The sequence below is a fragment of the Saccharopolyspora kobensis genome (assembly GCF_900108315.1).
GTDB classification, from domain to species: Bacteria; Actinomycetota; Actinomycetes; order Mycobacteriales; family Pseudonocardiaceae; genus Saccharopolyspora; species Saccharopolyspora kobensis.
The window spans coordinates 1,776,315-1,800,003 of the sequence record NZ_FNVB01000002.1 but is presented as its reverse complement, the minus strand read 5'-3'; the positions used below and the strand labels follow the sequence as shown (position 1 = coordinate 1,800,003).

22 protein-coding genes are annotated in these 23,689 nt (G+C 71.0%); 12 read left to right on the top strand and 10 right to left on the bottom strand.

Translation table 11 applies throughout. The features are described 5' to 3' along the window. Positions 1–15 precede the first annotated feature (15 nt). From C4T78_RS08170 to C4T78_RS08160, 3 genes are all read right to left on the bottom strand, one after another. The gene (locus tag C4T78_RS08170; RefSeq protein WP_093358170.1) at positions 16–1,209 is read right to left on the bottom strand and encodes an MFS transporter; all 1,194 of its coding nucleotides are present in this window, start codon (positions 1,207–1,209) and stop codon (positions 16–18) included. Further along, entirely contained in the window at positions 1,209–1,880 is a 672-nt protein-coding gene (locus tag C4T78_RS08165) for an HAD family hydrolase (RefSeq protein WP_177247811.1), read from the bottom strand. Before C4T78_RS08165 ends, C4T78_RS08170 begins: the two co-directional genes overlap by 1 nt. 87 nt (positions 1,881–1,967) lie before the next feature. After that, positions 1,968–2,750 carry an NPP1 family protein gene (locus C4T78_RS08160; protein WP_093358172.1) on the bottom strand — a complete coding sequence of 261 codons (783 nt, stop codon included), beginning with the start codon at positions 2,748–2,750 and terminating at the stop codon, positions 1,968–1,970. Between the two features lie 556 nt (positions 2,751–3,306). On the opposite strand from C4T78_RS08160, the gene pqqA reads away from it, so the two are divergent. From pqqA to C4T78_RS08110, 9 genes are all read left to right on the top strand, one after another. Continuing rightward, positions 3,307–3,420, top strand: a complete 114-nt coding sequence (gene pqqA / locus C4T78_RS08150) for a pyrroloquinoline quinone precursor peptide PqqA (protein ID WP_235863879.1) — start codon at positions 3,307–3,309, stop codon at positions 3,418–3,420. Between the two features lie 66 nt (positions 3,421–3,486). Then, positions 3,487–4,386, top strand: coding sequence for a pyrroloquinoline quinone biosynthesis protein PqqB (pqqB, locus tag C4T78_RS08145; RefSeq protein ID WP_093358173.1), 900 nt, complete (start codon positions 3,487–3,489; stop codon positions 4,384–4,386). Beyond that, on the top strand, positions 4,383–5,081 hold the full coding sequence (gene pqqC, locus C4T78_RS08140) for a pyrroloquinoline-quinone synthase PqqC (RefSeq protein ID WP_093358174.1): 699 nt from the start codon (positions 4,383–4,385) through the stop codon (positions 5,079–5,081). Before pqqB ends, pqqC begins: the two co-directional genes overlap by 4 nt. Then, positions 5,081–5,359, top strand: a complete 279-nt coding sequence (pqqD, locus tag C4T78_RS08135) for a pyrroloquinoline quinone biosynthesis peptide chaperone PqqD (RefSeq protein ID WP_093358175.1) — start codon at positions 5,081–5,083, stop codon at positions 5,357–5,359. Before pqqC ends, pqqD begins: the two co-directional genes overlap by 1 nt. Continuing rightward, a complete protein-coding gene (gene pqqE / locus C4T78_RS08130; protein ID WP_093358176.1) occupies positions 5,352–6,482 on the top strand; it encodes a pyrroloquinoline quinone biosynthesis protein PqqE in 1,131 nt (376 codons plus the stop codon). The genes pqqD and pqqE overlap by 8 nt, the downstream gene beginning before the upstream one ends. Positions 6,483–7,025: 543 nt before the next feature. Beyond that, on the top strand, positions 7,026–7,637 hold the full coding sequence (locus tag C4T78_RS08125; RefSeq protein WP_143186062.1) for a GVDTG sorting domain-containing protein: 612 nt from the start codon (positions 7,026–7,028) through the stop codon (positions 7,635–7,637). 75 nt (positions 7,638–7,712) lie between these two features. Then, entirely contained in the window at positions 7,713–8,288 is a 576-nt protein-coding gene (locus C4T78_RS08120; RefSeq protein ID WP_235863881.1) for a class F sortase, read from the top strand. Positions 8,289–8,438: 150 nt separating this feature from the next. Further along, positions 8,439–9,611, top strand: a complete 1,173-nt coding sequence (locus C4T78_RS08115) for a thiolase family protein (RefSeq protein ID WP_093358178.1) — start codon at positions 8,439–8,441, stop codon at positions 9,609–9,611. Between the two features lie 17 nt (positions 9,612–9,628). Next, positions 9,629–10,024 carry a Zn-ribbon domain-containing OB-fold protein gene (locus tag C4T78_RS08110; RefSeq protein WP_093358179.1) on the top strand — a complete coding sequence of 132 codons (396 nt, stop codon included), beginning with the start codon at positions 9,629–9,631 and terminating at the stop codon, positions 10,022–10,024. Positions 10,025–10,107: 83 nt separating this feature from the next. Here the strand turns inward: C4T78_RS08110 and C4T78_RS08105 are convergent, their stop codons facing one another. The 3 genes from C4T78_RS08105 to C4T78_RS08095 form a co-directional block, all read right to left on the bottom strand. After that, on the bottom strand, positions 10,108–11,148 hold the full coding sequence (locus tag C4T78_RS08105; RefSeq protein ID WP_103908092.1) for a hemolysin family protein: 1,041 nt from the start codon (positions 11,146–11,148) through the stop codon (positions 10,108–10,110). Continuing rightward, positions 11,145–12,485 carry a hemolysin family protein gene (locus C4T78_RS08100; protein WP_220389065.1) on the bottom strand — a complete coding sequence of 447 codons (1,341 nt, stop codon included), beginning with the start codon at positions 12,483–12,485 and terminating at the stop codon, positions 11,145–11,147. The genes C4T78_RS08105 and C4T78_RS08100 overlap by 4 nt, the downstream gene beginning before the upstream one ends. Positions 12,486–12,663: 178 nt before the next feature. Next, a complete protein-coding gene (locus tag C4T78_RS08095) occupies positions 12,664–13,224 on the bottom strand; it encodes a TIGR03086 family metal-binding protein (protein WP_093356343.1) in 561 nt (186 codons plus the stop codon). A gap of 253 nt (positions 13,225–13,477) precedes the next feature. Here C4T78_RS08095 and C4T78_RS08090 point away from each other — a divergent pair, with 253 nt between their 5' ends. Continuing rightward, positions 13,478–14,953 carry a peptide MFS transporter gene (locus C4T78_RS08090; RefSeq protein WP_235863726.1) on the top strand — a complete coding sequence of 492 codons (1,476 nt, stop codon included), beginning with the start codon at positions 13,478–13,480 and terminating at the stop codon, positions 14,951–14,953. 55 nt (positions 14,954–15,008) lie between these two features. On the opposite strand, the gene C4T78_RS08085 is transcribed toward C4T78_RS08090, so the two are convergent. From C4T78_RS08085 to C4T78_RS08070, 4 genes are all read right to left on the bottom strand, one after another. Next, positions 15,009–16,523, bottom strand: a complete 1,515-nt coding sequence (locus C4T78_RS08085; protein ID WP_093356345.1) for an alpha/beta hydrolase — start codon at positions 16,521–16,523, stop codon at positions 15,009–15,011. Between the two features lie 47 nt (positions 16,524–16,570). Beyond that, complete coding sequence (locus C4T78_RS08080) at positions 16,571–17,968, bottom strand: pyridoxal phosphate-dependent decarboxylase family protein (RefSeq protein ID WP_093356346.1); 1,398 nt, start codon at positions 17,966–17,968, stop codon at positions 16,571–16,573. A 97-nt stretch (positions 17,969–18,065) separates the two neighbouring features. Further along, positions 18,066–20,141: an FUSC family protein gene (locus C4T78_RS08075; protein ID WP_093356347.1), complete on the bottom strand. Its 2,076-nt coding sequence runs from the start codon at positions 20,139–20,141 to the stop codon at positions 18,066–18,068. A 168-nt stretch (positions 20,142–20,309) separates the two neighbouring features. Continuing rightward, positions 20,310–20,900 carry a TetR/AcrR family transcriptional regulator gene (locus tag C4T78_RS08070; RefSeq protein WP_093356349.1) on the bottom strand — a complete coding sequence of 197 codons (591 nt, stop codon included), beginning with the start codon at positions 20,898–20,900 and terminating at the stop codon, positions 20,310–20,312. A gap of 209 nt (positions 20,901–21,109) precedes the next feature. Between C4T78_RS08070 and egtA the strand changes: the two genes are divergently transcribed. Together egtA and egtB are read left to right on the top strand one after the other, a co-directional pair. Then, positions 21,110–22,342, top strand: a complete 1,233-nt coding sequence (egtA, locus tag C4T78_RS08065) for an ergothioneine biosynthesis glutamate--cysteine ligase EgtA (protein ID WP_093356591.1) — start codon at positions 21,110–21,112, stop codon at positions 22,340–22,342. A 20-nt stretch (positions 22,343–22,362) separates the two neighbouring features. After that, on the top strand, positions 22,363–23,688 hold the full coding sequence (gene egtB, locus C4T78_RS08060) for an ergothioneine biosynthesis protein EgtB (RefSeq protein ID WP_374703863.1): 1,326 nt from the start codon (positions 22,363–22,365) through the stop codon (positions 23,686–23,688). The last annotated feature ends 1 nt before the right edge of the window (position 23,689 follow it).

Sequence of the window (23,689 nt, the reverse complement as noted above, 5' to 3'; positions counted from 1 at the left end):
GGGTGACCACCGGCGTCAGGTGAGCAGGCGGCGGATGGTGAGCGTCGTGCCGAGGCAGGCGCATGCCACCGCCAAGGTGAACGCCGCTGCCGGTGAGACCAGGTCCACGAGGGTGCCTGCCACTGCTGAGCCGAGTGCGTTGCCGACTCCGAACGACGTGATCATCCAGGCGTGCGCTTCGGTCAGCGTTCCTTCCGGGGCCATGCGGGCGATCAGGGCGAAGGCCGAGGCCAGCACCGGCGGTAGTGCGCATCCGCTCAGGAACGCGAACGCCGCCATCGCGGGCACGTTCAGCACGAGCACCAGCGGTAGGTAGCCCAGCGCGAGCAGGGCCAGCAGCACGAGCAGCCGCCGGTCTTCGCGGTGCGCCACCGGCACTGCGGTGTAGGCGATCCCGCCGACCAGCGCACCTGCCGCGTTGAGCGCGATCAGCAGGCCTGCCGCGGAGGAACTTCCCGCCACCTCCGCGTATCCGGTGATGCCGACGGTGAATGCGCCGATGGTCGCGCCGACGCAGACCAGCGCGGCGAACAGGCGGAGCACGCCGGCACCGCGCAGCGGCCCGGCCCAGTGCCGCTCCACGTGCGTACCTCGCCAGACCCGGGCCGGGCGGGCGGTGGCGAACCACGCGGCGCCGAGCATTCCCACCGCGGCTGCCGCGAGCAGACCGGCGGACGGTCCGCCGAACGCGGTCACGCCCAGGACCGCCAGCGGCCCGCACACGAAGATCAGCTCTTGCGTGGCCGCGTCCAGCGAGAACGCCGCGCGGATGTTGTGCTCCCCCGCCACCACGTGCTCCCAGAGCACGCGCAGACACGGTTCCAGCTGCGGAGTCGCCGCACCCGCGACCACCGCGGCCACCGCGCCGATCGCCACCGAGCGGACCGGGTCGACCAGGCCGAGCACCAGGAACGCCGCTGTCGAGGTCGCCGCGCTGGACAGCAGCACCGGGACCTGGCGGGTCCGGTCGATCAGCCGTCCGAGCACCGGGCCGCACACCGCCGCGCTCCCGGCGTACAGCGCGGCGAGCAGACCGGCCAGCCGGTAGTCGCCGCCGTTCTCGCGGACGGTCAGCAGGATCGCCAGCGGCGCCATGCCGGTCGGCAGCCGCCCGATCAGCGAGGCCGACAGCAGTCTTGGCACGTAACGGGACCGCAGCACCGCCACGACCGATCCGCTGCTGTTCGTCGTCGTGGTCCCGGCGCTCATCAGGCCTCCCCGATCGCGAGCCGAATCGCCTCGCGGAGCGAGGTGACGACCGGAACTCCCTGCTCGGCAAGAACTTCAGTGGCGTGCAGTCCGCTGGCGTAGAGCACGCACCGCATTCCGAGCGCCTTGGCCGCGACTGCGTCGTCGACGCTGTCGCCGATCAGCAGCGCATCGCCTGCCGTCAGGCCCAGCTCCGCGAGGTGCTCGGCCAGGTGCGCGCGCTTGAAGCCGCGGTCCGGGCCGCGCTGGCCGTCGATGCGGGCGAAGTGCGCGGTGATGCCGAACCGGTCGACCAGCGTGGTGAGCCGGTCGTGCGGGTGCATCGACAGCAACGACTGCGACAGGCCCCGCGCGGCGATCGCGCCCAGCACTTCGCGGGCGTCCACCGCCAGGGACAGCGAAGGTCTGCGCCGCGAGTAAGCCTCGTGGAACGCCGCGTGCAGCGCGCTGCGCACGTCGGGTGGCACCGGTGCGCCGAACAGCCGGTCGTAGAAGACGTCGATCGGCTGGGTGTGCTGCTCGCGGTACTGCTCGACGGTGACCGGTGGTGCCCCGATCACCTCGAACGCCTCGATGGTGGACTGGATCAGCGCGTCGGCGTCGTCGAACAACGTCCCGTTCCAGTCCCACACCACGTGCGCCGTCCGCACTCCGGCCTCGTTGACCGCCACGGTCGCCCTCCTCGGTGTCCGCTCCGCCCGGCAGTCAACCGGACACCGGCGCGGGAGGACCAGGGCAGCAACCGGGCATCCGCCGGGTCAGCCGTGCGGGTCGAACGGGATGCCCTCCGGCTTCGCCTTCGCCAGGTTGTCCTCGAAGGCGCCGTCCTTGATGCCCAGGCTCGCCTTGCCGAAGTCCGCCGAGGTCAGCTTCTCGCGGATGCCTTCGGGGTAGTGCTCCCAGCCCACCAGCGGTGGGTACTGCCAGGTGCCGCGGTGGTTCTCCGGTTCCTCACCGGGCTTGGCCAGCCGGAAGGCGTGCGTGCTGGCGCCGTCCTTGTGGTAGACGATCTTCGGGTGGGTGCCCTCCCAGTGCACCTGCTCGGCCGGGTAGGTCGAGTAGTCGCCGTGCGCGGAGGTGGAGACGTACTTCGCCTGGTCCTCGTGCACCCACACCACGACGTGCTCGAGGTCGTGCCGGTGCCCGAAGATGTCGTCCACGCCGCCGAGCGCCTGGTCCTTCTCGAAGTACAGGTCGTAGAGGTAGGCGCACCAGCCGCTCGGATCGCACTTGGCGCGCGAGTAGGAGTTGGTGTTGCCCAGGTCGGACTCGTCGTGGCAGTCGCCGTCGAGCGGCCCGGAGGGCTTGAGTCCCTCGGCCACGGTGCCGTCCGGCCCGATCGCCGGCGTCGGGTAGCAACCGTCGCCGTCGTAGTCGAACGCGGGCTGCCACTTGCGGTCGGCATCGGGGGCCGAGCCCGGCAGCGCCTGCGGCGGTTCGGCGAAGGCCGAGCCCGGCGGCAGCACGAGGAGCAGCGCCGAGGCGCCGACGAGCGCCCGCGCGACGAATCCGCTGGTCGGTTTCCGGCGCGCAGCACCCATGTCGGCCTCCTGGTCGGCACGCGAAGATCAGCTCGACCCTACTTGCGGCGCCGGAAGAGCCGGAAACCGCTGGCGACTTCTCGCCGCACTACCGCAACCGCGCGAGCAGGCCACCGGCTTGGTGCCGGATCCGGTCGTCCGATTCGGCGCGCGCCAGCCGGATCGAACGGCACGACACCGCCATCCGGCCCAAGACCGGCCTCTTCAAGCAGCGACCGTCCGCCACGAACCGCCCCTCCTGCTGCGCGGTGGCCCGATCCACACCGGCGACCACCGGCTCGCGTTTGCCGCAGCGTGGAACCGCCGAGCAAGACGCGAATCCGGCCCCAGGATGGACCACAGTGGACAACCGATGACCATAACCGCTGCTCACAGGACATTTCCGCAGCTGCCACGCACGGTCGGCGCGCTCGTCGCCGCTGAGCCAGTCGGGTGGGGAACCTGGGTCGGGGGCCGCTCGCCCGTTATGGTCGGGTCACCCCCACGGGGTTCCCTGTTCACCTTCGCACTCCCGGCCGGGCTCGCTCGTCCGGGAATCGGCAGAGAAAGGGGTCAGATGATGGAATCCGCTGCCGCGCGGCCGGAACTCCTGGCTTGGGAGACACCGGACTTCGAAGAGGTCGGTTGCGCCGCCGAAGTGACGATGTACGTCGCGCAGCTGGACGACTAGCAGCCGCACCGCGGGTGCCGGGCGTGCGGTCCGGTGCCCGCCCGAACTTCCAGCGAGGAGCCACGGATGTGGTTGCGGGTGCTCGGTTCGGCGGCCGGTGGTGGCTTTCCGCAGTGGAACTGCGGCTGCCCGAACTGCCGCGCGGTGCGCGCGGGTTCCCGTCCGGCCCAGCCCCGGACCCAGTCGTCGATCGCGGTGAGCGCCGACCACCAGCGGTGGTTCCTGTTCAACGCATCACCGGACATCCGCGCCCAGATCGAGGCGTTCCCCGCGCTGCGACCGGGCGCGGGACGGGCGACACCGCTGCAGGCGGTGCTGCTCACCGATGCCGAGCTGGACCACACCCTCGGCCTGCTCCTGCTGCGCGAGGCGAAGTCCGTCGAGCTGCACGCCACCGCCGCGGTGCGGGAAACCCTGTGCCGCGCAACCGCGATCCTGCGCACGCTGGAGGCCTACTGCGCGGTGACCTGGCGGGAGGTCGTGCCCGGCGCGGAAACCCGGCTGGGCGGCGGGTTGTCCTACCGGGCCTTCGACGTGCCGACGAACAAGCGCAACCGGTTCGGCCCCGGCCGGGAGCACGGCCGCGTGGTCGGCTACCGGCTCACCGACGCGAACACCGGGCGCACCGCGGTCTACCTGCCCGGCGTCCAGGAGCTCACGCCCGCGGTGCTCGACGAGCTGGCCGGCGGCGACTGCCTGCTGGTCGACGGGACCTGCTGGCACGACGACGAGATGATCCGGCTCGGGCTGGCGGGCAAGACCTCGCGCGACATGGGACATCTGCCCATCGCCGGGCCGGACGGCAGCCTGCGGCGGCTGGCCGCGCTGCCCGCCGAGCGCAAGATCTACGTGCACATCAACAACACGAACCCGGTCCTGCTCGACGATTCGCCCGAGCGGCGCACCGTCGAGCGGCACGGCGTGGAAGTGGCGACCGACGGATTGGAGGTGCGGTTGACATCGTGACCGCGCTCACCGACAGCTTCACCGCAGCGCTGCGGGCCCATTCGCAGCGGTACCACCACCAGCACCCGTTCCACGTCAGGATGAACGCGGGCCTGCTCGACCCGCGGCAGATCCGGGGCTGGGTGGCCAACCGCTTCTACTACCAGGAGAACATCCCCCGCAAGGACGCCGCGATCCTGGCCAACTGCCCGGATCGGGAGGTCCGCAGGCGGTGGGTCCAGCGCATCCTGGACCACGACGGCCGGGCGGGCGAGGAAGGCGGCATCGAGGCCTGGCTGCGGCTCTCCGAAGCGGTCGGGCTCAGCCGCGCCGAGGTGCTCGACGAGCGGCACGTCGCGCCCGGGGTCCGCTTCGCCGTCGACGCCTACGTGAACTTCGCCCGCACCCGGCCGTGGGTCGAGGCGGTGGCCTCGTCGCTGACCGAGCTGTTCGCCCCGGACCTGATGGCCGAGCGCCTCGCGGCCTTCGAGCGCCACTACCCGTGGATCGAGCGCGACGGCCTGGCCTACTTCCGGTCCCGGCTGACCCAGGCCCCCCGCGACGCCGAGCACGCGATGGAAGTGGTCACCGAGCACTGCCGCACCGAGTCGGAGCAGGCTCGTGCGCTGGATGCGCTGTCGTTCAAGTGCGACGTGCTCTGGAGCGTCCTGGACGGCATCGACCGGGCATATCCCGACGTCCCCGAGCCGTCCTGATGCCGGTCGTGCACCCCTCCAGCCGGCCCGAGCTGACCTCGCACGTGCGCGTGACCTTCGACCGGGTTCGCGAGCAGCACCTGCTGCTGGCGCCGGAAGCGGTGTCGGTGCTCAACCCGACCGGCGCCGCGATCCTCGAGCTCTGCGACGGGCAGCGCAGCGTCGCGGAGATCGTCCAGGCGCTGCGCGGTCGCTACGAGCACGTGGCGCCCGGCGACGTCGCCCAGTTCCTCACCCGCCTGATCGGCAAGCGGTACCTGGAGGTCCGGGATGCCTAGCCCCTTCGGCCTGCTCGCCGAGCTCACCTACGCCTGCCCGCTGCACTGCCCGTACTGCTCCAACCCGCTCGACATGGCCGACTACCAGGACGAGCTGGACACCGCGCAGTGGCAGCGCGTGCTGGCCGAAGCCCGCGAGCTGGGCGTCCTGCAACTGCACCTCTCCGGCGGTGAACCGCTGCTGCGCCGCGATGCGGTGGAAATCGTGCGCAGCGCACACGAACTCGGCATGTACACCAATCTCATCACCAGCGCGCTGAGCCTGTCCGAGCAGCGCGCGGTGGAGTTGCGGGCCGCCGGGCTCGATCACGTGCAGATCAGCGTCCAGGCCCACGAGGCCGGCCTCTCCGACCGGATCGCGGGCACCACCTCCTTCCGGCGCAAGATCGCCGCCGCACACCTGGTCAAGGAGCTGGGCTGGCCGCTGACGCTGAACGTGGTGCTGCACCGGCTGAACATCGACGGCATCGCCGACATCCTCGCCATGGCCGAGGATCTGGGCGCCGACCGCATCGAGCTGGCGAACACCCAGTACTACGGCTGGGCGCGGCGCAACCGCGACGGCCTGCTGCCCAGCCGGGCGCAGCTGGACCGGGCCGAGGTGGCGGTGCGCGCCGCGAAGGAGCGGCTGGCCGGGCGGATGGAGATCATCTACGTGCTGCCCGACTACTACAGCCGCTACCCCAAGCCCTGCATGGGCGGCTGGGGCGAGCGCCAGCTGACCGTGGCGCCCAACGGCGACGTGCTGCCCTGCCCGGCGGCGCAGGAGCTGCCGCTGCCGCGCGCGAACGTGCGGGAGCACTCGTTGGAGTGGATCTGGTCGCGGTCACCGGTCTTCGAGCACTTCCGCGGCACCGACTGGATGGGCGAGCCGTGCCGCAGCTGCTCGCGCCGGGACACCGACTTCGGCGGATGCCGCTGCCAGGCGTTCCTGCTCACCGGCGACGCCTCGCGCACCGATCCGGTCTGCGCTCTGTCGCCGGACCACGGGCTGGTCGCCGACGCGGTCCGGGCGGCCAACTCCGGCCGGCCCGTCGACGTGGTCCTGACGCCCCGCCCGCACCCGCGCGACACGCCGTCGCGGCTCGACCGGGGCACCCCCGGGACGGTGCTGGACGACTAGGCGCGGCCTGGCCCCACCGCGCCGGCCTCCCCTCGCACCGTCCGCAGTGGACGATCAACACGCCTCGGGAATAATTGATCGATCGACAATTGAGGCGACCAAGAACAAATGCGATCGATCATTTCACCCACCCCTTGATCGCAATTCCTCGCGCTCTGGATCAGCGCCCCTCTGATCGAATTCGAGGCCGCGGTGACCACAAAGGGGGATTGCCGAACAATTCGATCTACCAAAACGAGCGAGCAGCCGCTGCAACTAAAGTGACAACGTCACTATCCGTAGCGATGTCACCCGATCCAGATCGACAAATGTCGACAACTGGCACGTCGATCGTCTCGTTTTCGACCTTGTTCTCACGATCAGTGATGTTGAATCCCGATTGGACACATCAACACCACCCCGATCGTATGATCATGTATTCCTGCGGCTGCCGAACGCGAAATAGGTGCTTACCGTACGAACAGCCTCCTTTCAAATCTCGCGAGGCGTTCTACAAATGATTTTGAGCGAGTATTTCCACTCAACTGATCAAAGGAGGTTCAGGTGTCCGCAAAGCTAGTGCGCATCGGCGGCCTTGCCGCCTTCGTGCTGGGCGCGTCGTTCAGCCTGACCCCACTGGCCGCCGGTGCGGCACCGAGCCCGGCGCTGGCACCGGTGCTCACCGTGGACGAGGACCAGTGCAAGCCGGGTGACGACAACTGCTCGCCACCGCAGCACGACTGCGGGCCCGAAGAGTGCCCGCCGCCACCGCCCTGCAAGCCGGGCGAGTGCGAAGAGGTCAAGCCGCCGCCGGCCGTCGCGCCTCCGCCCGAGGTCGCACCGCCGCCGGCCGCACCGCCGCCGCAGGCCCCGCCGCCTGCTCAGCAGCCCGCTCAGCAGCCGGCTCAGCAGCCGGTCCAGGAGCAGCCGACGCAGCGGCCGACTCAGAAACCGACCCAGAAGCCGACCCAGAAGCCGCAGGCTCCGAAACCCATGCAGCAGCCGCAGGTGGAGCAAATGCCCACGGGTGGTGTCCAGGCCGGCGGTGGCGCCATGGCGCAGGAGAGCACCGACGGCTCCGCTCCGCTGCTGGCAGCGGGCGGGCTGGCGCTCACCGCGCTGGCAGCCGGTGGTGCCTACCTGCACCGCCGCCGGCACGCCGAGCAGCGCAACTGATCCGAGCGGGCTGGTGGTGCGTGCCCGGTGGGTGCGCACCGCCGGCCCGTTCGACCGAACGGGTGGAGGTCCGCCGTGCGAACCGCGATTCTCGTGCTGTGGTCGGCCGTGCTGCTGGCGGTCGCCGTCGCGGCGGACCCCCAGCCGGTCGACGCGCGTTCCGCCCCACCCCCAGTGGCGGCGCCCGCCGCCGCGGTTCCGGGCGATCCGCGGCCGCGCGCGATCGACCTGCCCAGCATCGACGCCGAATCGTCGCTCATCCCGCTGGGGCTCAACCCCGATGGCACGGCCGAAGTGCCGCCGATCGACCGGCCCCGGCAGGCGGGCTGGTTCCGGCTCGGCCCGGGAGCCGGTGAGGTCGGCCCCTTCGTCGTGCTGGGCCACGTCGACTCCTACCGCGAGGCCGGCGTCTTCTACCGGTTGCGCGACCTCCGCCCCGGCGATCCGGTCGAGGTGGAGCGCGCGGACGGCTCCCGGGTGACCTACGTGGTCGACCGCGTGCAGATGGTCCCCAAGGACCGGTTCCCCACCGAAGCCGTCTACGGCGACGTGGCGCGCCCGGAGATCCGGCTGATCACCTGCGGCGGCGCGTTCGACGAGTCGCGGCGCAGCTACGAGGACAACCTGATCGTCTACGGCCACCTGCGCTGACCGTCGCTGTCCGATGTGCACTTCGCCGCTCGCCGCCCACCGGCGAGCACCTCACCGCAGCCTCCGGTGCACCGGGTGAACCCTTGCGCCGCACGCGTTCCGGAGGTCACGATGGCGGGCGGGTCCGCACATCGAGCTGCTGGAGGCAGGATGACCGGCTCGGCCGCCCGCCGCCCGGTGATCGCCGGGCTGGGCATCACCGAGGTGGGCAAGGTCTACGACCGCGACGCGGGCCGGTTCGCCGCCGACGCGGTACGGCTGGCGGTCGCCGACGCAGGCCTCGATCTGTCCGACGTGGACGGATTGCTCGTCAATCCCGGCACCACCGGGGAGATCGGCGTCGACCTGCAGTCCCAGCTCCAGATCCCGGAGCTCCGCCTGCTCTCGGAGGTCCAGGCGTTCGGCGCCTCGGCGGGCGCGATGGTCGCGCAGGCCTCGCTGGCCGTGCAAGCCGGGATGGCCGACGTGGTCGTGTGCGTCTTCGCCGACGCACCGCTGCGCGAGGGCAAGGGCAGCGGGGCCGTCTACGCGGGCAGGGCGCAGCCGAGCGGCTTCGCCGGGATGATCCCGGCAGCAGGCCTGACCAGCGTCAACGCCGTGTACGCCCTGGCCGCGCGGCGGCACATGGAGACCTACGGCACCACCTCCGAGCAGCTCGGGGCGATCGCGGTCGCGCAGCGGGCATGGGCCGCGATGAACCCGCTGGCGCAGCTGCGCGAGCCGATCACCATCGCCGACCACCAGGCATCCCGCTGGATCGCCGAACCGCTGCACCTGCTCGACTGCTGCTTGGTCAGCAACGGCGGGATCGCCGTCGTGGTCACCTCCGCCGACCGCGCCGCCCAGCTCCGCCAGCCACCGGTGCACGTGCTCGGCTTCGCGCAGTCCCACGTCGGCCACCCGAATGCCCGCGACGGCCGGTTCGGCCTGGTCAGCGGCGCCGCCCAGGCCGGTCCCGCGGCGCTGAAGATGGCCGGGCTCGGCATCTCCGACGTGGACGTGGCCGAGCTGTACGACTGCTACACCTACACCGTGCTGCTGACCCTGGAGGACTACGGGTTCTGCGCCAAGGGCGAAGGCGGCCCCTTCGCCGCCAGCGGCGCGCTCGGCCCCGGTGGTTCGCTGGCGGTCAACACCGGCGGCGGTCAGCTGTCGTCCTACTACCTGTGGGGCATGACCCCGTTGTCCGAAGCGATCATCCAGGCGCGCGGGCACGGCGGGCCGCGGCAGGCGCCGCGCAACGACGTCGTGCTGGTCAGCGGCAACGGCGGTCTGCTGGCCCACCATGCGACGCTCGTGCTCAGCCCGCACCCGCACAGCTGACGAGAGGACAACCCCGCATGCCGATCGTCCCGGTCTCGCGCGACGCCGAGTCGGCTCCCTTCTACGACGGCACCGCCCGCGGGGAGCTGCTGCTGCGCCGGTGCGAGGCGTGCTCGTCGATCAGCGCCCCGAACGTCGAGAGCTGCTCGGCCTGCGCTGGCACCGCGCTTTCCTGGACACCCGCGAGCGGCGAGGCGGAGCTGGTCACCTGGACCGTGGTGCACGGCCGCTCCCCCGTCGACGGCGAGCAGCTGCGCATCGTCGCCGGGCTGGTGGAGCTGGCCGAAGGGCCGTGGATGTATGCCCGGATCGTCGATATCGCGCCCGAGGACGTGACCTCGGGCATGGCCCTCGCGGTCGGCTTCGACCACGCCGAGGGCAGCGAGACCGTGCCCGTCTTCCGGCCGACCTGACCCACCACATCCGAGGTGCGAGCAGCAGGGCGCTGATCCACCGCGGATGTGGTGGAGCAGCGCCCCGAACGCGGAACTCCCGGCTAACGCACGTGCGTCGTGTCGCGGACTGTTCCGACGTACTCCTCGACGAGGTCTTCCATGGCGACGACGCCGATGGGTGCTCCGGTGGTGTCGACGGCGGTGGCGAGGTGGCTGCCGGAGCGCCGCAGTGAGGCGAGCGCTTCGTCCAGCCGGGCCTCGGCCGGGACCGTCGGCAGCGGCCGGATGCGGGACGGTGCGATCGGTGTGGCGTGGTCGTGCCCGGTCTGGTCGAGGACGTCCTTGATGTGGAGGTAGCCGCGCATCTCGCCGTTGTCTCCGCGCACCGGGAACCGGGAGAAGCCGGTCTCCGCCACGGCCCGCTCCACGTCGCCGAGCGTCGGGCGCTGCGGCAGCGTGATCAGCTCCGCCGTCGGGACGAGGACGTCGGTGACGGTGTGGTTGGCGGAGGAGAGTGTTTGGGCGAGGCGGCGGTGTTCGGAGTGGTCGATGAGTCCTTCGCGGCGGGATTCGACGAGGAGTTCGGCGAGTTCGGCGGAGGTGTAGGCGGTGTCGAGCTCGTCTTTGGGTTCCACGCGCATGAGTTTGAGGATGGTGTTGGCCATCATGTTGAACAGGGCGATGAAGGGGCGGGCGAGTTTGACGAACCCGACCAGTGGCGGGACCAGCCACAGCGCGACCTTCTCGGGTTCGGCGATGGCGAGGTTTTTGGGCACCATCTCGCCGATCAGCACGTGCAGCACCACGACGAGTGCGAGTGCGATGGCGAAGGCCACGGCGTGGGTGACCGGTTCCGGGATTCCGAGTGCGGTGAAGGGTTTTTGGAGTTGGTGGGCTACGGCGGGTTCGCCGAGGCGTCCCAGGCCCAGGGAGCACAGGGTGATGCCGAGCTGGGCGCTGGCGAGCATGAGCGAGCCCTGCTGGCTGGCGTTGATGACCAGCCGGGCCCGGCCCTTGCCCTGTGCGGCCAGGGCTTCCAGCCGGTCCCGTCGTGAGGACAGCAGTGAGAACTCCGCGCCCACGAAGAACGCGTTGAGCAGCAGCAGCACCACACCGAGCAGAATCGCGAACCCATCGCTCATCGGGCCGCTCCCGTCGCCTCGGCGTGCTCGGGTTGGCGGGTCAGCCGCAGTTCGGCGATGCGGTTGCGGTCCATCTCGGACACCGTGAGCACCCAGCCGTCAACGGTGATCTCGTCACCGACGACCGGGATCCGGCCGAGCTTGCTCAGCACGTACCCGGCGGCGGTCTCGTAGTCGCCGTCGGGCATCGCGAAACCGGTGGCGTCGGCGAGCTCGTCGGGCCGCAGCAGCCCGGAGATGATCCAGGTCCGGTCGCCGGAGCGGCGCACCGCGGCGATCTCCCGGCGGTCGTGCTCGTCGCGGACGTCGCCGATGATCTCCTCTACGACGTCCTCCAAGGTCACGATGCCCGCGGAACCGCCGTACTCGTCGACCACCACGGCCAGCTGCAGGCCGGAGCCGCGCAGCCGGTTGAGCAGGGCGTCGCCGGCCAGGGTCTCCGGCACGGTCGGCACCGGGCGGGCCAGCGATTCGATCGCGGTGCTGCGCCTGTGCTCCGCCGGGACGGCGAAGGCCTGCTTGACGTGGACGACGCCGTGGATGTCGTCCAGATCGCCGCCGTGCACCGGGAACCGGGAGAACCCACTGCGGCGGGCCAACTCCAGCAGATCCATCACCGTGTCACCGACCTGCAAAGCCTCCACCCGCACCCGCGGGGTCATCAGCTCTTCGGCGGTGCGGTCACCGAACCGCAACGAACGGTCCATCAACTCCGCCGTCGACTCGTCCAACGTCCCGTGCTCGGCACTGGAACGCACGATCGACCCCAGCTCCTCCGGCGAGCGGGCCGAACGCAGCTCTTCCTGGGGCTCGACGCCGAACCGGCGCACCACCCAGTTCGCGCTGTCGTTCATCGCATCGATCAACCACCGGAACACCTGCGAGAACCGCGCGTGATACCCCGACACCGCCCGCGCCGTCGGCAACGGCCGCGCGATCGCCAGATTCTTCGGGACCATCTCCCCGAACACCATCGACAACGTCGTCGCCAGCAGGATCGCCAACGCCAACGACACCGCACCCGCCGCCGACACCGGAACACCCACCGCCAGCAACACCGGACGGATCAACTCACCGATCAACGGCTCAGCCACATACCCGGTGACCAACGTCGTCAACGTGATCGCGACCTGCGCACCCGAGAGCTGGAACGACAACGACCGATGCGCCTTCTGCACCGCCCTCGCACGCCGGTCACCCACCGCATGCACATGAGCATCAACCGTGCTGCGCTCAAGAGAAGTCAGCGAGAACTCAGCCGCCACCGCCAGACCAGTGCCCAAAGTGAGCACACCGACGAAGACCAGACCCAACACCGACAGGAGAATGTCGATCACCGGTCACCCCGCGGGCGACCGCACACGAATTCGGAAACGCCGGGAAAGATCCCCGGCCCGGTACTGCCCCCGTCAGGGGATTGTGCCGCAGGCACTGAAGCCGTCACTCCTCGAAAAGGGAAAGATACGCCCGCCGATTGTACCGTGATCGGTTGCGCGCCAACGCTGAACGACGCGCTCAGGATCGCCCGAGCAGTGCCAGCAGCCTGGTCTGCTCGTCGGCGTCCGGTGGCACCTCGCGCGGTGCGGCGAAGATCCCCAAGCCCTGCCAGGCGGGCACCTGCGGGGCCAGCACGGTGTGCAGTTCGGACACCAGCTCCGGGTTCAGCCGCTCGTCGGCGCCGATGCCGCGGGCCAGGTCCCATGCGTGCACCGCCAGGTCCGCGGTCATCTGCCAGCCGTAGTCCTCGGCCGGGATCACGCCGCCGGTGACGTTCACCTCACCGCTGGTGGCTCCCGGTGCGTCCCACGCCCGCCGCGCCGCGTCGGCGGCCGCGTTCCACGCGCCGACCGGGTCGGCACCCAGCACGTCTCCGTCGAAGCGATCGCCCACCTCGTCGAGGGTGGCTCCGTCCAGCAGCCAAGGCGCCCAGAGCTGCTCACCGACCAGGTGGTTGAGCAGGTCGCGGACGTCCCACTCGGTGCACGGCGTAGGGTTGCCCCACTGCGTCGCCTCGATGCGCTGCACCCGAGCGTCGAATTCCGCCATCGCTGTGCGGTGGGCCGTCAACAGCTGCACGATTCCTCCTGGGGTACGGGTGTGAATCCGGTCACGCGCTGATCGTCGGTGCCAGCGGATCCGCAGCTAGCGGGCTCCCAGTGTGACTGGAACGTCGCGATGTGTCGTGCGCGGAGAGGCGGGTTTACGCCCCGGTGGTCTGGGCCACTTCGGGGAGTCGTAACCTGCCGAGCAGTTTCTTACGCGCGGGTAACCAACCTCGCGGCACAACCGAAGGCGGTCACCGCCGCCTGGTCAACGAGAGGACGTGATCGTGAGTTCACCCACGGTTGCGGACGCACCGCAGAAGGGGTTCTTCGGACACCCCCGCGGCCTGTCGACGCTGTTCTTCACCGAGATGTGGGAGCGCTTCTCCTACTACGGCATGCGGGCGATCCTGGCGTACTACCTGTACAGCGCGATCGCCGACGGCGGCCTGGGCATCCCGGAATCGACCGCGCTGTCGGTGGTCGGGGTCTACGGTGCCTCGGTGTACATGACCGGCGTCGTCGGCGGCTGGCTGGCCGACCGGGTCATGGGTGCGCAGTCGGCGGTGTTCTGGGGCGGCGTGGTCATCATGCTCGGCCACATCTGCCTGGCGCTGCCCGGTGGTGTCACCACCGTGGTGCTCGGCCTGGTGCTGCTGGTCATCGGCACCGGCCTGCTCAAGCCGAACGTCTCGGGTCTGGTCGGCGGTCTCTACAGCGACGACGACACCCGTCGCGACGCCGGCTTCTCGATCTACTACATGGGCATCAACATCGGTGGCCTCCTCGCGCCGCTGGTCGCGGGCACGCTCGGCGAGCGGGTCGGCTGGCACTGGGGCTTCGGCGCGGCCGCGGTCGGCATGGCGATCGGGCTGGTGCAGTACTCGCTCGGCCGCAAGAACCTCGGCACGGCCGGGCTCAAGCCGGTCAACCCGCTGCCCCCGGAGCACAAGGGTCGCGTGCTGGGCCGCGCGATCGGCATCGCGGTGCTGTTCGTGGTGGTGCTCGCCGGCCTGTCGGTGAGCGGCGTGGTGGGGCTGGACGGCCTGGTCAACTTGATCAGCGTCATCTCGGCGGTGCTGCCGATCGTCTACTTCGCGGTGATGCTCTCCAGCAAGCAGATCACCAAGGTCGAGCGGGACCGGCTCATCGCCTACATCCCGCTGTTCCTGGCCACCGCGCTGTTCTTCCTGCTGTTCGAGCAGCAGCCGAACACGCTGGCCAACATCGCCGAGGCGGACACCCAGCTGGAGGTCTTCGGGTTCATGGTCCCGGCCTCCTGGTTCCAGTCGATCAACTCGGCGGCGATCATCATCCTGGCACCGGTGCTGGCCGCGCTGTGGATGAAGCTGGGCAACCGCCAGCCCTCCACGCCGCAGAAGTTCGTCGGCGGGCTGTTCTTCGTCGGCCTCGCGTTCCTGTGGGTCGTGCTGTCGAAGACCGTGGTCGGCACCGACAAGCACCTGCCGCTGATGCTGGCGATGGTGTTCGTGATCCTGACCCTCGGTGAGCTGCTGCTCTCCCCGGTGGGTCTGTCGGCCAGCACCAAGCTGGCGCCGAAGGTCTTCGCCTCCCAGACGATGGGCCTGTACTTCCTGGCCCCGGCGATGGGCCAGGGCCTGGGCGCCCAGCTGGTGAAGTCCTACTCGGTGGACAACCAGCAGATCTACTTCGGCATCGTCGGCTTGGCCACCATCGGCTGCGCCGCGCTGCTGCTGGTGTTCTCCAAGAGCATCAAGCGCAAGATGCACGGCGTGCTCTGATCGTTCGAGCGCGCTGGGGAGGCCGGGTCCGGTTCGGGCCCGGCCTCCCTCGCGTTCAGGGCAGGTCGAGGGTCTTCGACGCGGGCGGCGCGGCCGCCGGGTCGGGGTCCGGGTGCCCGGGGAGCGTGACGTCCTCGGGCGGCAGCACCCCGTTGACCAGGTAGTCGGTGCCGATGCGGTCGGCTTCGGCGTTGCCCGCCAGCGCCCACACCCCGTGCTTGCCCGCGTCCTTCTCGGTGACCAGGACCGACGACGGCAGCGAGCGCCGCATCTCCAGCGCGCCGTGGTAAGGGGTGGCCACGTCGTGCTCGGAGTTGATCAGCAGCACCGGCGGCAGACCGGCACCGGTGATCTTCAGCGGCTGCTGGGCGGGCGCGTGCCAGAACCGGCAGGGCGCCACGGTCCAGCTGTTGTACCAGGCGGCCAGCGGGTAGTCGGCGGCCAGCCGCTCGGAGTCGCGCTCCCACTCGCGCTGCCGGGTCGGCCACGGCGCGTCCACGCACTCCACGGCGTTGTAGATGGCGTTGCCGTTCTCGGCCACCTCGTCCTTGGGCTTGACCAGCGAGGCGAGCTTCTTGTCGTCGTTGCGGAGGCGGAAGTCGGCCAGTCCTTCGGCGATGTCCTTCCAGGAGCTCTCGCCGTAGAGCGCGTTGAAGGTGGTGTCGATGAACTCCGCCGGGCCCAGCTGCCCGCGGGGCGCCTTGCGCAGCTCGGCCTGCACGCCGTCCCACGCGGCCTGCACCTGGGCGCGCTCGGTGCCCAGGTGGAAGACCTGGTCGTGCCGGGCGATCCAGTCGAAGTACATCCCGAGCCGGTGCTGGGCGGCGACGTCCTGGTTGAGGTTGTTGCGGTACCAGATCTCCGAGGTGTCCGGGTTGACCACGCTGTCCAGGAGCATCCGGTCCACCCGTTCCGGGAAGAGCTGCCCGTACACCGCGCCCAGGTAGGTGCCGTAGGAGTAGCCGAGGTAGCTGATCCGCTCCTCGCCCAGGGCCTCCCGGATCCGGTCCATGTCCCGGGCGTTGGACGGGGTGGTGAGGTGCGGCAGGTACTTGCCCGCGCGCTGCTGGCAGCCGTCGGCGTACTGCTGGGCGCGCTGCCAGTTCTGCTCCCGCGCGTGCGGGGAGTCCGGGTCGGGCAGCGGTGCCTTCCAGTAGGTGGCCGCGTCCACGCAGGTGATCGGGGTGCTGTGCGCGGTGTTGCGGGTGTCGAAGCCGATCAGGTCGTAGCTGTCGAGCACCGCCCCGGGCAGCTTGGGCGCCAGCGCTCCGGCGAACCCGACACCCGGCCCGCCGGGGCCTCCGGGGTTGATCAGCAGCACGCCGCGGCGGGCTTCGGGTTTGCGCGCGGGCTGCTTGGAGACGAGCAGCTTCAGCTGTTCGCCGCCCGGGTCGCGGTGGTCCAGCGGGACCTGCAGCTCGGCGCACTGCAGCTGCGGGTAGTGCTTGCTGACGTCCTCCGGGCACGGTCCGAACTGCAGGCCCGGTGCCGCCTGCGCGGTCACCCCGGTGACCGCTGTGCTGGCGAGCACCGCGGCACCGGCCAGACCGAGTGCGAACGAGCGCTTCACTGGTTCTCCTCACCGAGCGGGGTCGAGCTGCTCCGGAGCGTATTCGATCAGCTCGCGGCGGGCTCGTTTCCCTCGTCCCGCAGCACGTCGGTGAGGCGAGTCACATCGCTCGCGGTGGTTCGCCAGCTGCTGAAAGCGGCCCGCAGACCGGGAGTTCCTTCGTGGACCGTCGGGGTGAGGAAGGCTTCGCCCGATTCGGTCACGGCGCGGTTCAGCCTCCCGACCCGCTCGCTGGTGGGGTTCTCGGCGAGGGTGAAGCAGACCACGTTGAGCCGCACCGGTGCCAGCAGCCGCAGGTGCGGCATGCCAGCGATGCGGTCGCCGAGTTCACGTGCCAGCGCGATGTCGCGCTCCACGACCTCGCGGTGCCCTTCGCGTCCGTAAGCGGCGAGGGTGAACCACGCGGGAAGCGCGCGCAGCCGCCGGGAGTTCTCCGGTACGAGGTGCAGGAAGTCCGGATCAGCGGTGGGTGCGCTCAGGTACGGCGCGGAGTTCTGGAACACCTGGACCTGCAGATCCCGGCGGCGGGTGAACTGGACCGCGCTGTCGTAGGGCACGTTGAGCCACTTGTGCAGGTCCGCGCACACCGAGTCCGCTTCGTCGAGCCCGGCGACCAGTCCGGCGTGCCGCGGGGACAGCGCGGCGAGGCCGCCGAATGCGGCGTCGACGTGCAGCCAGAACGGGAAGCGCTCGCGCAACGCGGATATCGCCCGCAGATCGTCGAAGTCGGCCGTGTTCACCGTTCCGGCGTTGGCGACCACGATCGCGGGTCGGCCGTCGAGCGCGGCCAGCTCGGCGGCGAGCAGGTCGACGTCCACGGCCTCCCGGCCCGGCGGGCACGCCACCTGACGCAGACAGCCGCGACCGAGCCCGAGCATCGAGAGCGCCTTGAAGATGCTCGTGTGCGGGCTGCCGGAGAGGACCGGGACGGCCCCGAGCGCGGCCACGCCGTCCTCGGCCACCGACACGCCGAGCTGCTCGGCGACCCATTCGCGGGCGATGGCAAGTCCGGTGAAGTTCGACATGGTGGCGCCGCTGACGAAAGCGCCCCGATGCGAGGGCAGCCCGAGCAGCTCGCCCAGCCAGCCGACGGCCGCGCGTTCGAGGTCGGCGGCGACCGAATCCGTTCCGAGCATCGCGTTCTGATCGAAAGCGCTGGTCAACCAGTCGCCGACCAGGGAAGCCGGAGTCGCGCCACCGGTCACGGCACCGAGGTAGCGCGGCCCCGCGCTGGCCGAGAACCCGGACGCCCACTGGTCGCGGAACAGCTCCAGCGCGCCTGCGGCGCCGGTTCCGCGCTCCGGCAGCGGAGTCGGCGGCGGGGCTTGCGGCGGGACCACGACGGGCCGGTCGGCCATCCCGGACAGCATCTCGACGGCGCAGCCGCGGGCCGCGTCCAGCAGTTCGGGCAGCCGGGTGAGGTCATCGGCGAGGTTGGGGTGCAAAACGACACCTTCAGTGCGGTTGGGGATCGTCGAAGTCACGCTATGCGTCGGGTCGCGATCTGTCGCAGTCCAATTCGCGGACGTTGGCCGCGCCGGTTCAGGCGGTGCGCTGTTCGGAGGTGGTGCCGAGTTCGCGGGCCAGGTCCTCGACGATCCGGGTGGTGCGGTCCAGCCAGCGGATCGTGCGGTGCAGCGAGGTGGGGCCGTCGGTCAGCGATTCGGCGATGTCGTGCAGCGAGTCGGCCGTGCGGTGGGCGGAATCCATGGCGGAGTCGAAGCCCACCTGCGCTTCACCGGTCATCGCCTCCACCGCGTCGGCCAGCGCCCACAGCAGTTCGGACAGCCGGTCGCGGGTGTCCTCGTCGACCATGCCCGCGGTCGCCGCCAGCGCCACCGCGAGGTTGCGCACGTAGTACGCGCAGCCGCTGAGCATCGTCACGCTCCGCTGCACCTGGCTGCGGCGGGACCGCAACCGGTAGGAGGTCAGCGGCCGGGCGCTGCGGACCACCCGCTGCAGGCCGTCGTCGAGCTCGCGCATCGACTCCTGCAGGCCGGTGACCTCACCGCGCTCGCTGAGCTCGGTGCCGGTGCCGCGCAGGAAGTCCCGCAGCGCCAGCAGGAAGTCCTCGGTGTTGTCGCGCACCAGCGAGCGGGTTCGGGTGGGCAGCACGAACACCGCGGCCAGCACACCGGCGAGCGCCCCGACCGCGGTCTCCCACAGCCGGGTCTCCAGCACGCTGGCGTCGAAGGTGCCGAGCATGCCGTAGAGGGCGCCGAGCAGCGCGGTGATGAAGAACGTCATCACCGCGTAGGAGAAGCCGGCGAAGTAGAAGCCGAGGAACACGCAGATCAGGATCATGACGATCTCGGCGGCCAGGTTCCCGGAGATCTGCGCGGCGACCAGCATTCCCGCCAGCACGCCGAGCACCGTGCCCGCCGTGCGCTGCCACGCCCGCACCAGCAGCTCACCGCGGCTGTTGGTGCTGATGAACACCACGAACGCGGTGATCACCGCCCAGTACCAGCGGTTCGGCGAGACGAGCTGGCCGAGCATGATCGCCAGCGCGGTCGCGCAGGTCACCTGGACGGCCATCCGCACTTCCGGGCGCTGCAGGCCGGTTTCGCCCGCTTCCGGGGCGTCCGGCTCGGCGGCGGAGGTCGGCTCGCGCTCGGCGCGGTCGTCGAACTCCGCGGTCGCGGTGGCCAGTTCGGCCAGGCAGGTGCCCAGCCGCCGCACCGCCATCGCGATCGCCACCGACCCCTCCTGCTCGATGCGCTCGGCGACCAGCCTGGTGGCCTCCCGCAGCTCGCGCGGATCGGTGCGCAGCACAGCCAGCAGCGCGCCGACCGCGTGCGGCACGGTGTCGCCGCCGCTGGGGTGGTCGACCAGCCGCAGCAGCGGCGTGAGCAGGTTCTCGGCGGCGAGCTCGACGTCGAGGATGCGCTGGCGCAGGCGGTCCCGGCCGGCTTCGTCGAGCGAGTCGAGCTGGCCGACGGCGCCCTCCAGCATCAGCGCCGTCTCGTTGAGCCGGACCGACCGGTTGTTCAGCTCGCGCCGCCGGGCCGCCGAGTCCGGGTGCTCGGCGACGTCGCGCACCGCGTGCAGCAGACCGTGCACCTGCGCCAGCAGCGTCCGGCGGCCGCGTTCGAGCACGCCCTCGGGCTCGTCGCGCAGCACCAGGAACCGCAGCGCGAACGCGGCCAGGGCCCCGGCGAGCGCCGCCGCGAACAGAGCGGGCAGCTGCGCGAGCTGCGGGCGCAGGAACATCGCGAAGAAGTAGCCCATGAACGCGACCATCCCGAGCGGGAAGTAGCGCGGGCCGAAGCGGCGGACGTAGACCGCGGTGAAGATCACGACCAGGAACACCAGGGTGCTCACCAGCGGCCAGGGCGCGGTGAGCATCGCCAGCAGCAGCGCGGCGGTCACCGGCAGCGGCATCAGCAGGGTGGTGATCCGCTGCTGGCGCGGGTCCGGGTCGTTGACCCCGAGCGAGGAGTTGATCGCCACCACCGCGCCGATCATCGCCAGCGGCAGCGGCTGGCCCCACCAGGCCAGCACCGGGAGCACGACGACGATGGTCAGCGCGACGGCGAGCACCACCCGCGTCGCGGTGCGCAGCCTGCGCATGGCCGGATCCGAGGCGAGGAAGCGATTCCACCACTCGCTCCACATTGCGCGGCGGCTCCTTCGCGCTCGGCCGACAGGTGGTGCGAGATTACGCCGAACGACTGCCCGGCGGGGCATTCGATCCTGGTTTTGATCTGTGCCCTGAAACGCCGGAGGCGTTCGGCCCGCCTCGCTGCCGGGCCCGCCGCGCAAGGCGAGTTCGTCGGACCGGGCTCAGCGGGTGCGGTGGCGGCGGACGCTCTCCTCGACCAGGTCCAGGACCGGGCGCAGGTGCTGGGCGGGCAGGCCCATCGCCAGGTGCGAGAGCAGGCCTTCCAGCACCAGTTCCAGGTAGGCGGTCAGCACGTCGACGTCGACGTCGTCGCGGAGGTTGCCCGCCTGCTTCTGCCACAGCAGGCGCGCCCGGGTGGCGGCGGTCAGCTGCTCGGAGCGCTGCGCCCACCGCTCCCGGAACTCCTGGTCGGTGCGCAGCCTGCGGGACACCTCCAGCCGGGTGCCCAGCCAGTCCGCGCCCAGGGCGGGCGAGGTCTCGCTGGAGGCGTCGAGCAGGTTGCGCATCACCTGCACCAGGCCCTGCTCGGCGACCACGTCGGCCATCCGGGTCGCGTCGTCCTCGGCGAGGGCGAGGAACAGCGACTCCTTGTCCTTGAAGTGGTGGAAGATCGCGCCGCGGGACAGCCCGGTCGCTTCCTCCAGGCGGCGCACCGTGGCACCTTCGTAGCCGAAGCGCGCGAAGCAGGACCGGGAGCCGTCGAGGATCTGGCGGCGCCGGGCGTCGAGGTGGTCTTGGCTGACCCGAGGCATATGCTGATCGTCCCAGGCCGCCCCCGTGGATTGCAATCCGTACGTACGTCTTGCTGGCCACGTCTCGCCTGCTGGATCGGGCGTCCGATCAGGTGGTCGCCCCGGGAACAGCGCGAAACCCGTTAGCAGTTGGCGAGGTCGAGAACAAGGGTCGCGACCATGGGGGGCGCGCGGTAGCGTCGGTAACCGGCCAATCACGGGCGGTGATCATGTTCCCGGTGTCGACCGATCCTGCAGCCGATGACTTCCCGACCTCCCGCGTGCGAACCCGCGCGGAGGCCGAGGCCTACGTGGCGTCGGTGTGCTTCAAGCACGGCCCTCCGCGGCTGATGGGCATCGAACTCGAATGGACCGTGCACCACCAGGACGACCCGGCAAGACCGCTCGACACCGCGGCCCTCGTCGCCGCGCTCGGCGCGCACGCGCCCCGCTCCCTGGTCCCGGACAGCCCGCACCGGCCGTTGCCGAACGGTTCGGTGCTCACCGTCGAACCCGGCGGCCAGGTCGAGGTCTCCAGCCGCCCCACCACCTCCATGAGCTCGCTGTTCACCGTGGTCGCCGCCGATGCCGCGCACATCGCGCGCCGGCTCGACCGCGAAGGCCTGGTTCTCGGCGAGCAGGGCACCGACCCGTGGCGGCATCCCCGGCGCGTCCTGCGGGTGCCGCGCTACGCGGCGATGGAGACCGCCTTCGACCGCATCGGCCTGGACGGCCGGTTGATGATGTGCAGCACCGCCGGGGTCCAGGTGTGCCTGGACGCGGGCGAGCCGCACCGGATCCCCGCGCGCTGGAGCGCGCTGCACGCGCTCGGGCCGGTGATGATGGCGACCTTCGCCAACTCCCCGCGGCTGTTCGGCGCGGAAACCGGCTGGGTGTCCACCCGCACCCGCACGTTGCTGCGCACCGACCCGCCGCGCACCCGCCCGAGTTCGATCACCGACGATCCGGCGGGCAGCTGGGCCAGGCGGGTGCTGGACACCTCGGTGGTCTGCCTGCGGCGCGACGGCGACGACTGGACGGCGCCCAGCGGGATCAGCTTCGCGGAGTGGATCCACGGCGCGCTGCCGGAACCGCCCACCCGCGACGACCTCGACTACCACCTGAGCACGGTGTTCCCGCCGGTCCGGCCGCGCGGGTACCTGGAGGTCCGCTACCTGGACACGCAGCCCGGCGAGGGCTGGATGCTCCCGGCGGCGGCCCTGATCGCCCTGTTCCGCGAGGAATCCACAGTGGACGAGGTGCTGGCGCTGACGTCCCCGGCCGTCGGCCGCTGGGTGCACGCGGCGCGACAAGGTCTGCGCGACCGGACCCTGGCGCAGGTGGCCGAGGACGTCTTCGCGCTGGCCTGCCGACTGCTCGACGGGCCGGACGTCCCGGCGGGGCTGTCCGGTCGGCTGGCCGACTTCGTGGCGCGGCGGATCGCCGCGGCCGGTGATCGCTGAATCGTCTCCCGGAGGTACCGGTGAACCTGCTAGAGCTGAGCGATGACGACCTGCGCGCGCACGTGGCGGCCGAGCTGGCGCGCACCCGGCAGCGCAGTGCCGGGCTGACCGACTCGGTCGACGACGACGACCTCGTCCGGCAGCACTCACCGCTGATGTCCCCGCTGGTGTGGGACCTGGCGCACGTGGGCAGCCAGGAGGAGCTGTGGCTGGTCCGCGATGTCGGTGGCGCGGAGGCGATCCGGCCCGACATCGACGACCTCTACGACGCCTTCCAGCACCCGCGCGCCGACCGGCCGCAGCTGCCGCTGCTGGGACCGGCCGAGGCCCGCGACTACGTCGGCACGGTGCGGGAGAAGGTCTTCGACCTGCTGGCGCGCACCCCGCTGGAGGGCAGGCGACTGGTCGACCGGGCCTTCGCCTTCGGCATGATCGTGCAGCACGAGCAGCAGCACGACGAGACGATGCTGGCCACCCACCAGCTGCGCAGCGGGCCGCCCGCGCTGACCGCCGAGCCGACACCGTCCGATGTGGACGTGCTGCCGCCCGAGGTGTTCGTGCCGGGCGGGCCCTTCACCATGGGCACCTCCACCGAACCCTGGGCGCTGGACAACGAGCGGCCGGCGCACCAGGTTCACGTGGACGACTTCTACCTGGACAGCACACCGGTCACCAACGGCCGGTACCTGGCGTTCATCGAGGCGGGCGGCTACGACGACCCGCGCTGGTGGAGCGAGGCGGGCTGGGCGCACCGGCAGAGCGCCGAGCTGCGCGCGCCCCGGTTCTGGCAGCTCGACGGGGACCGCTGGCTGCGCCGCCGCTTCGGCCACCTCGAACCCGTGCCGGAAGGCGAACCGGTGGTGCACGTCAGCTTCTACGAGGCCGAGGCCTACGCCGCGTGGGCGGGCAAGCGGCTGCCCACCGAGCAGGAGTGGGAGAAGGCGGCCCGCTTCGACCCGCGCAGCGGCCGGTCGCGCCGGTACCCGTGGGGCGACGACGATCCGCGCCCGGAGCACGCCAACCTCGGCCAGCGGCACCTGCAGCCGGCGCCCGCCGGGGCCTACGCGGCCGGTGCCGCGCCCTGCGGCGCGCGGCAGCTGATCGGCGACGTGTGGGAGTGGACGGCCAGCGACTTCCTGCCCTACCCGGGTTTCTCGGCGTTCCCGTACCGCGAGTACTCCGAGGTCTTCTTCGGACCCGGCTACAAGGTGCTGCGCGGCGGCTCGTTCGGCACCGACCGCTCCGCCTGCCGCGGCACCTTCCGCAACTGGGACTACCCGATCCGCAGGCAGATCTTCGCCGGATTCCGCTGCGCCCGCAGCCCGCGGGCGGAGGAGCGCGGCTGAC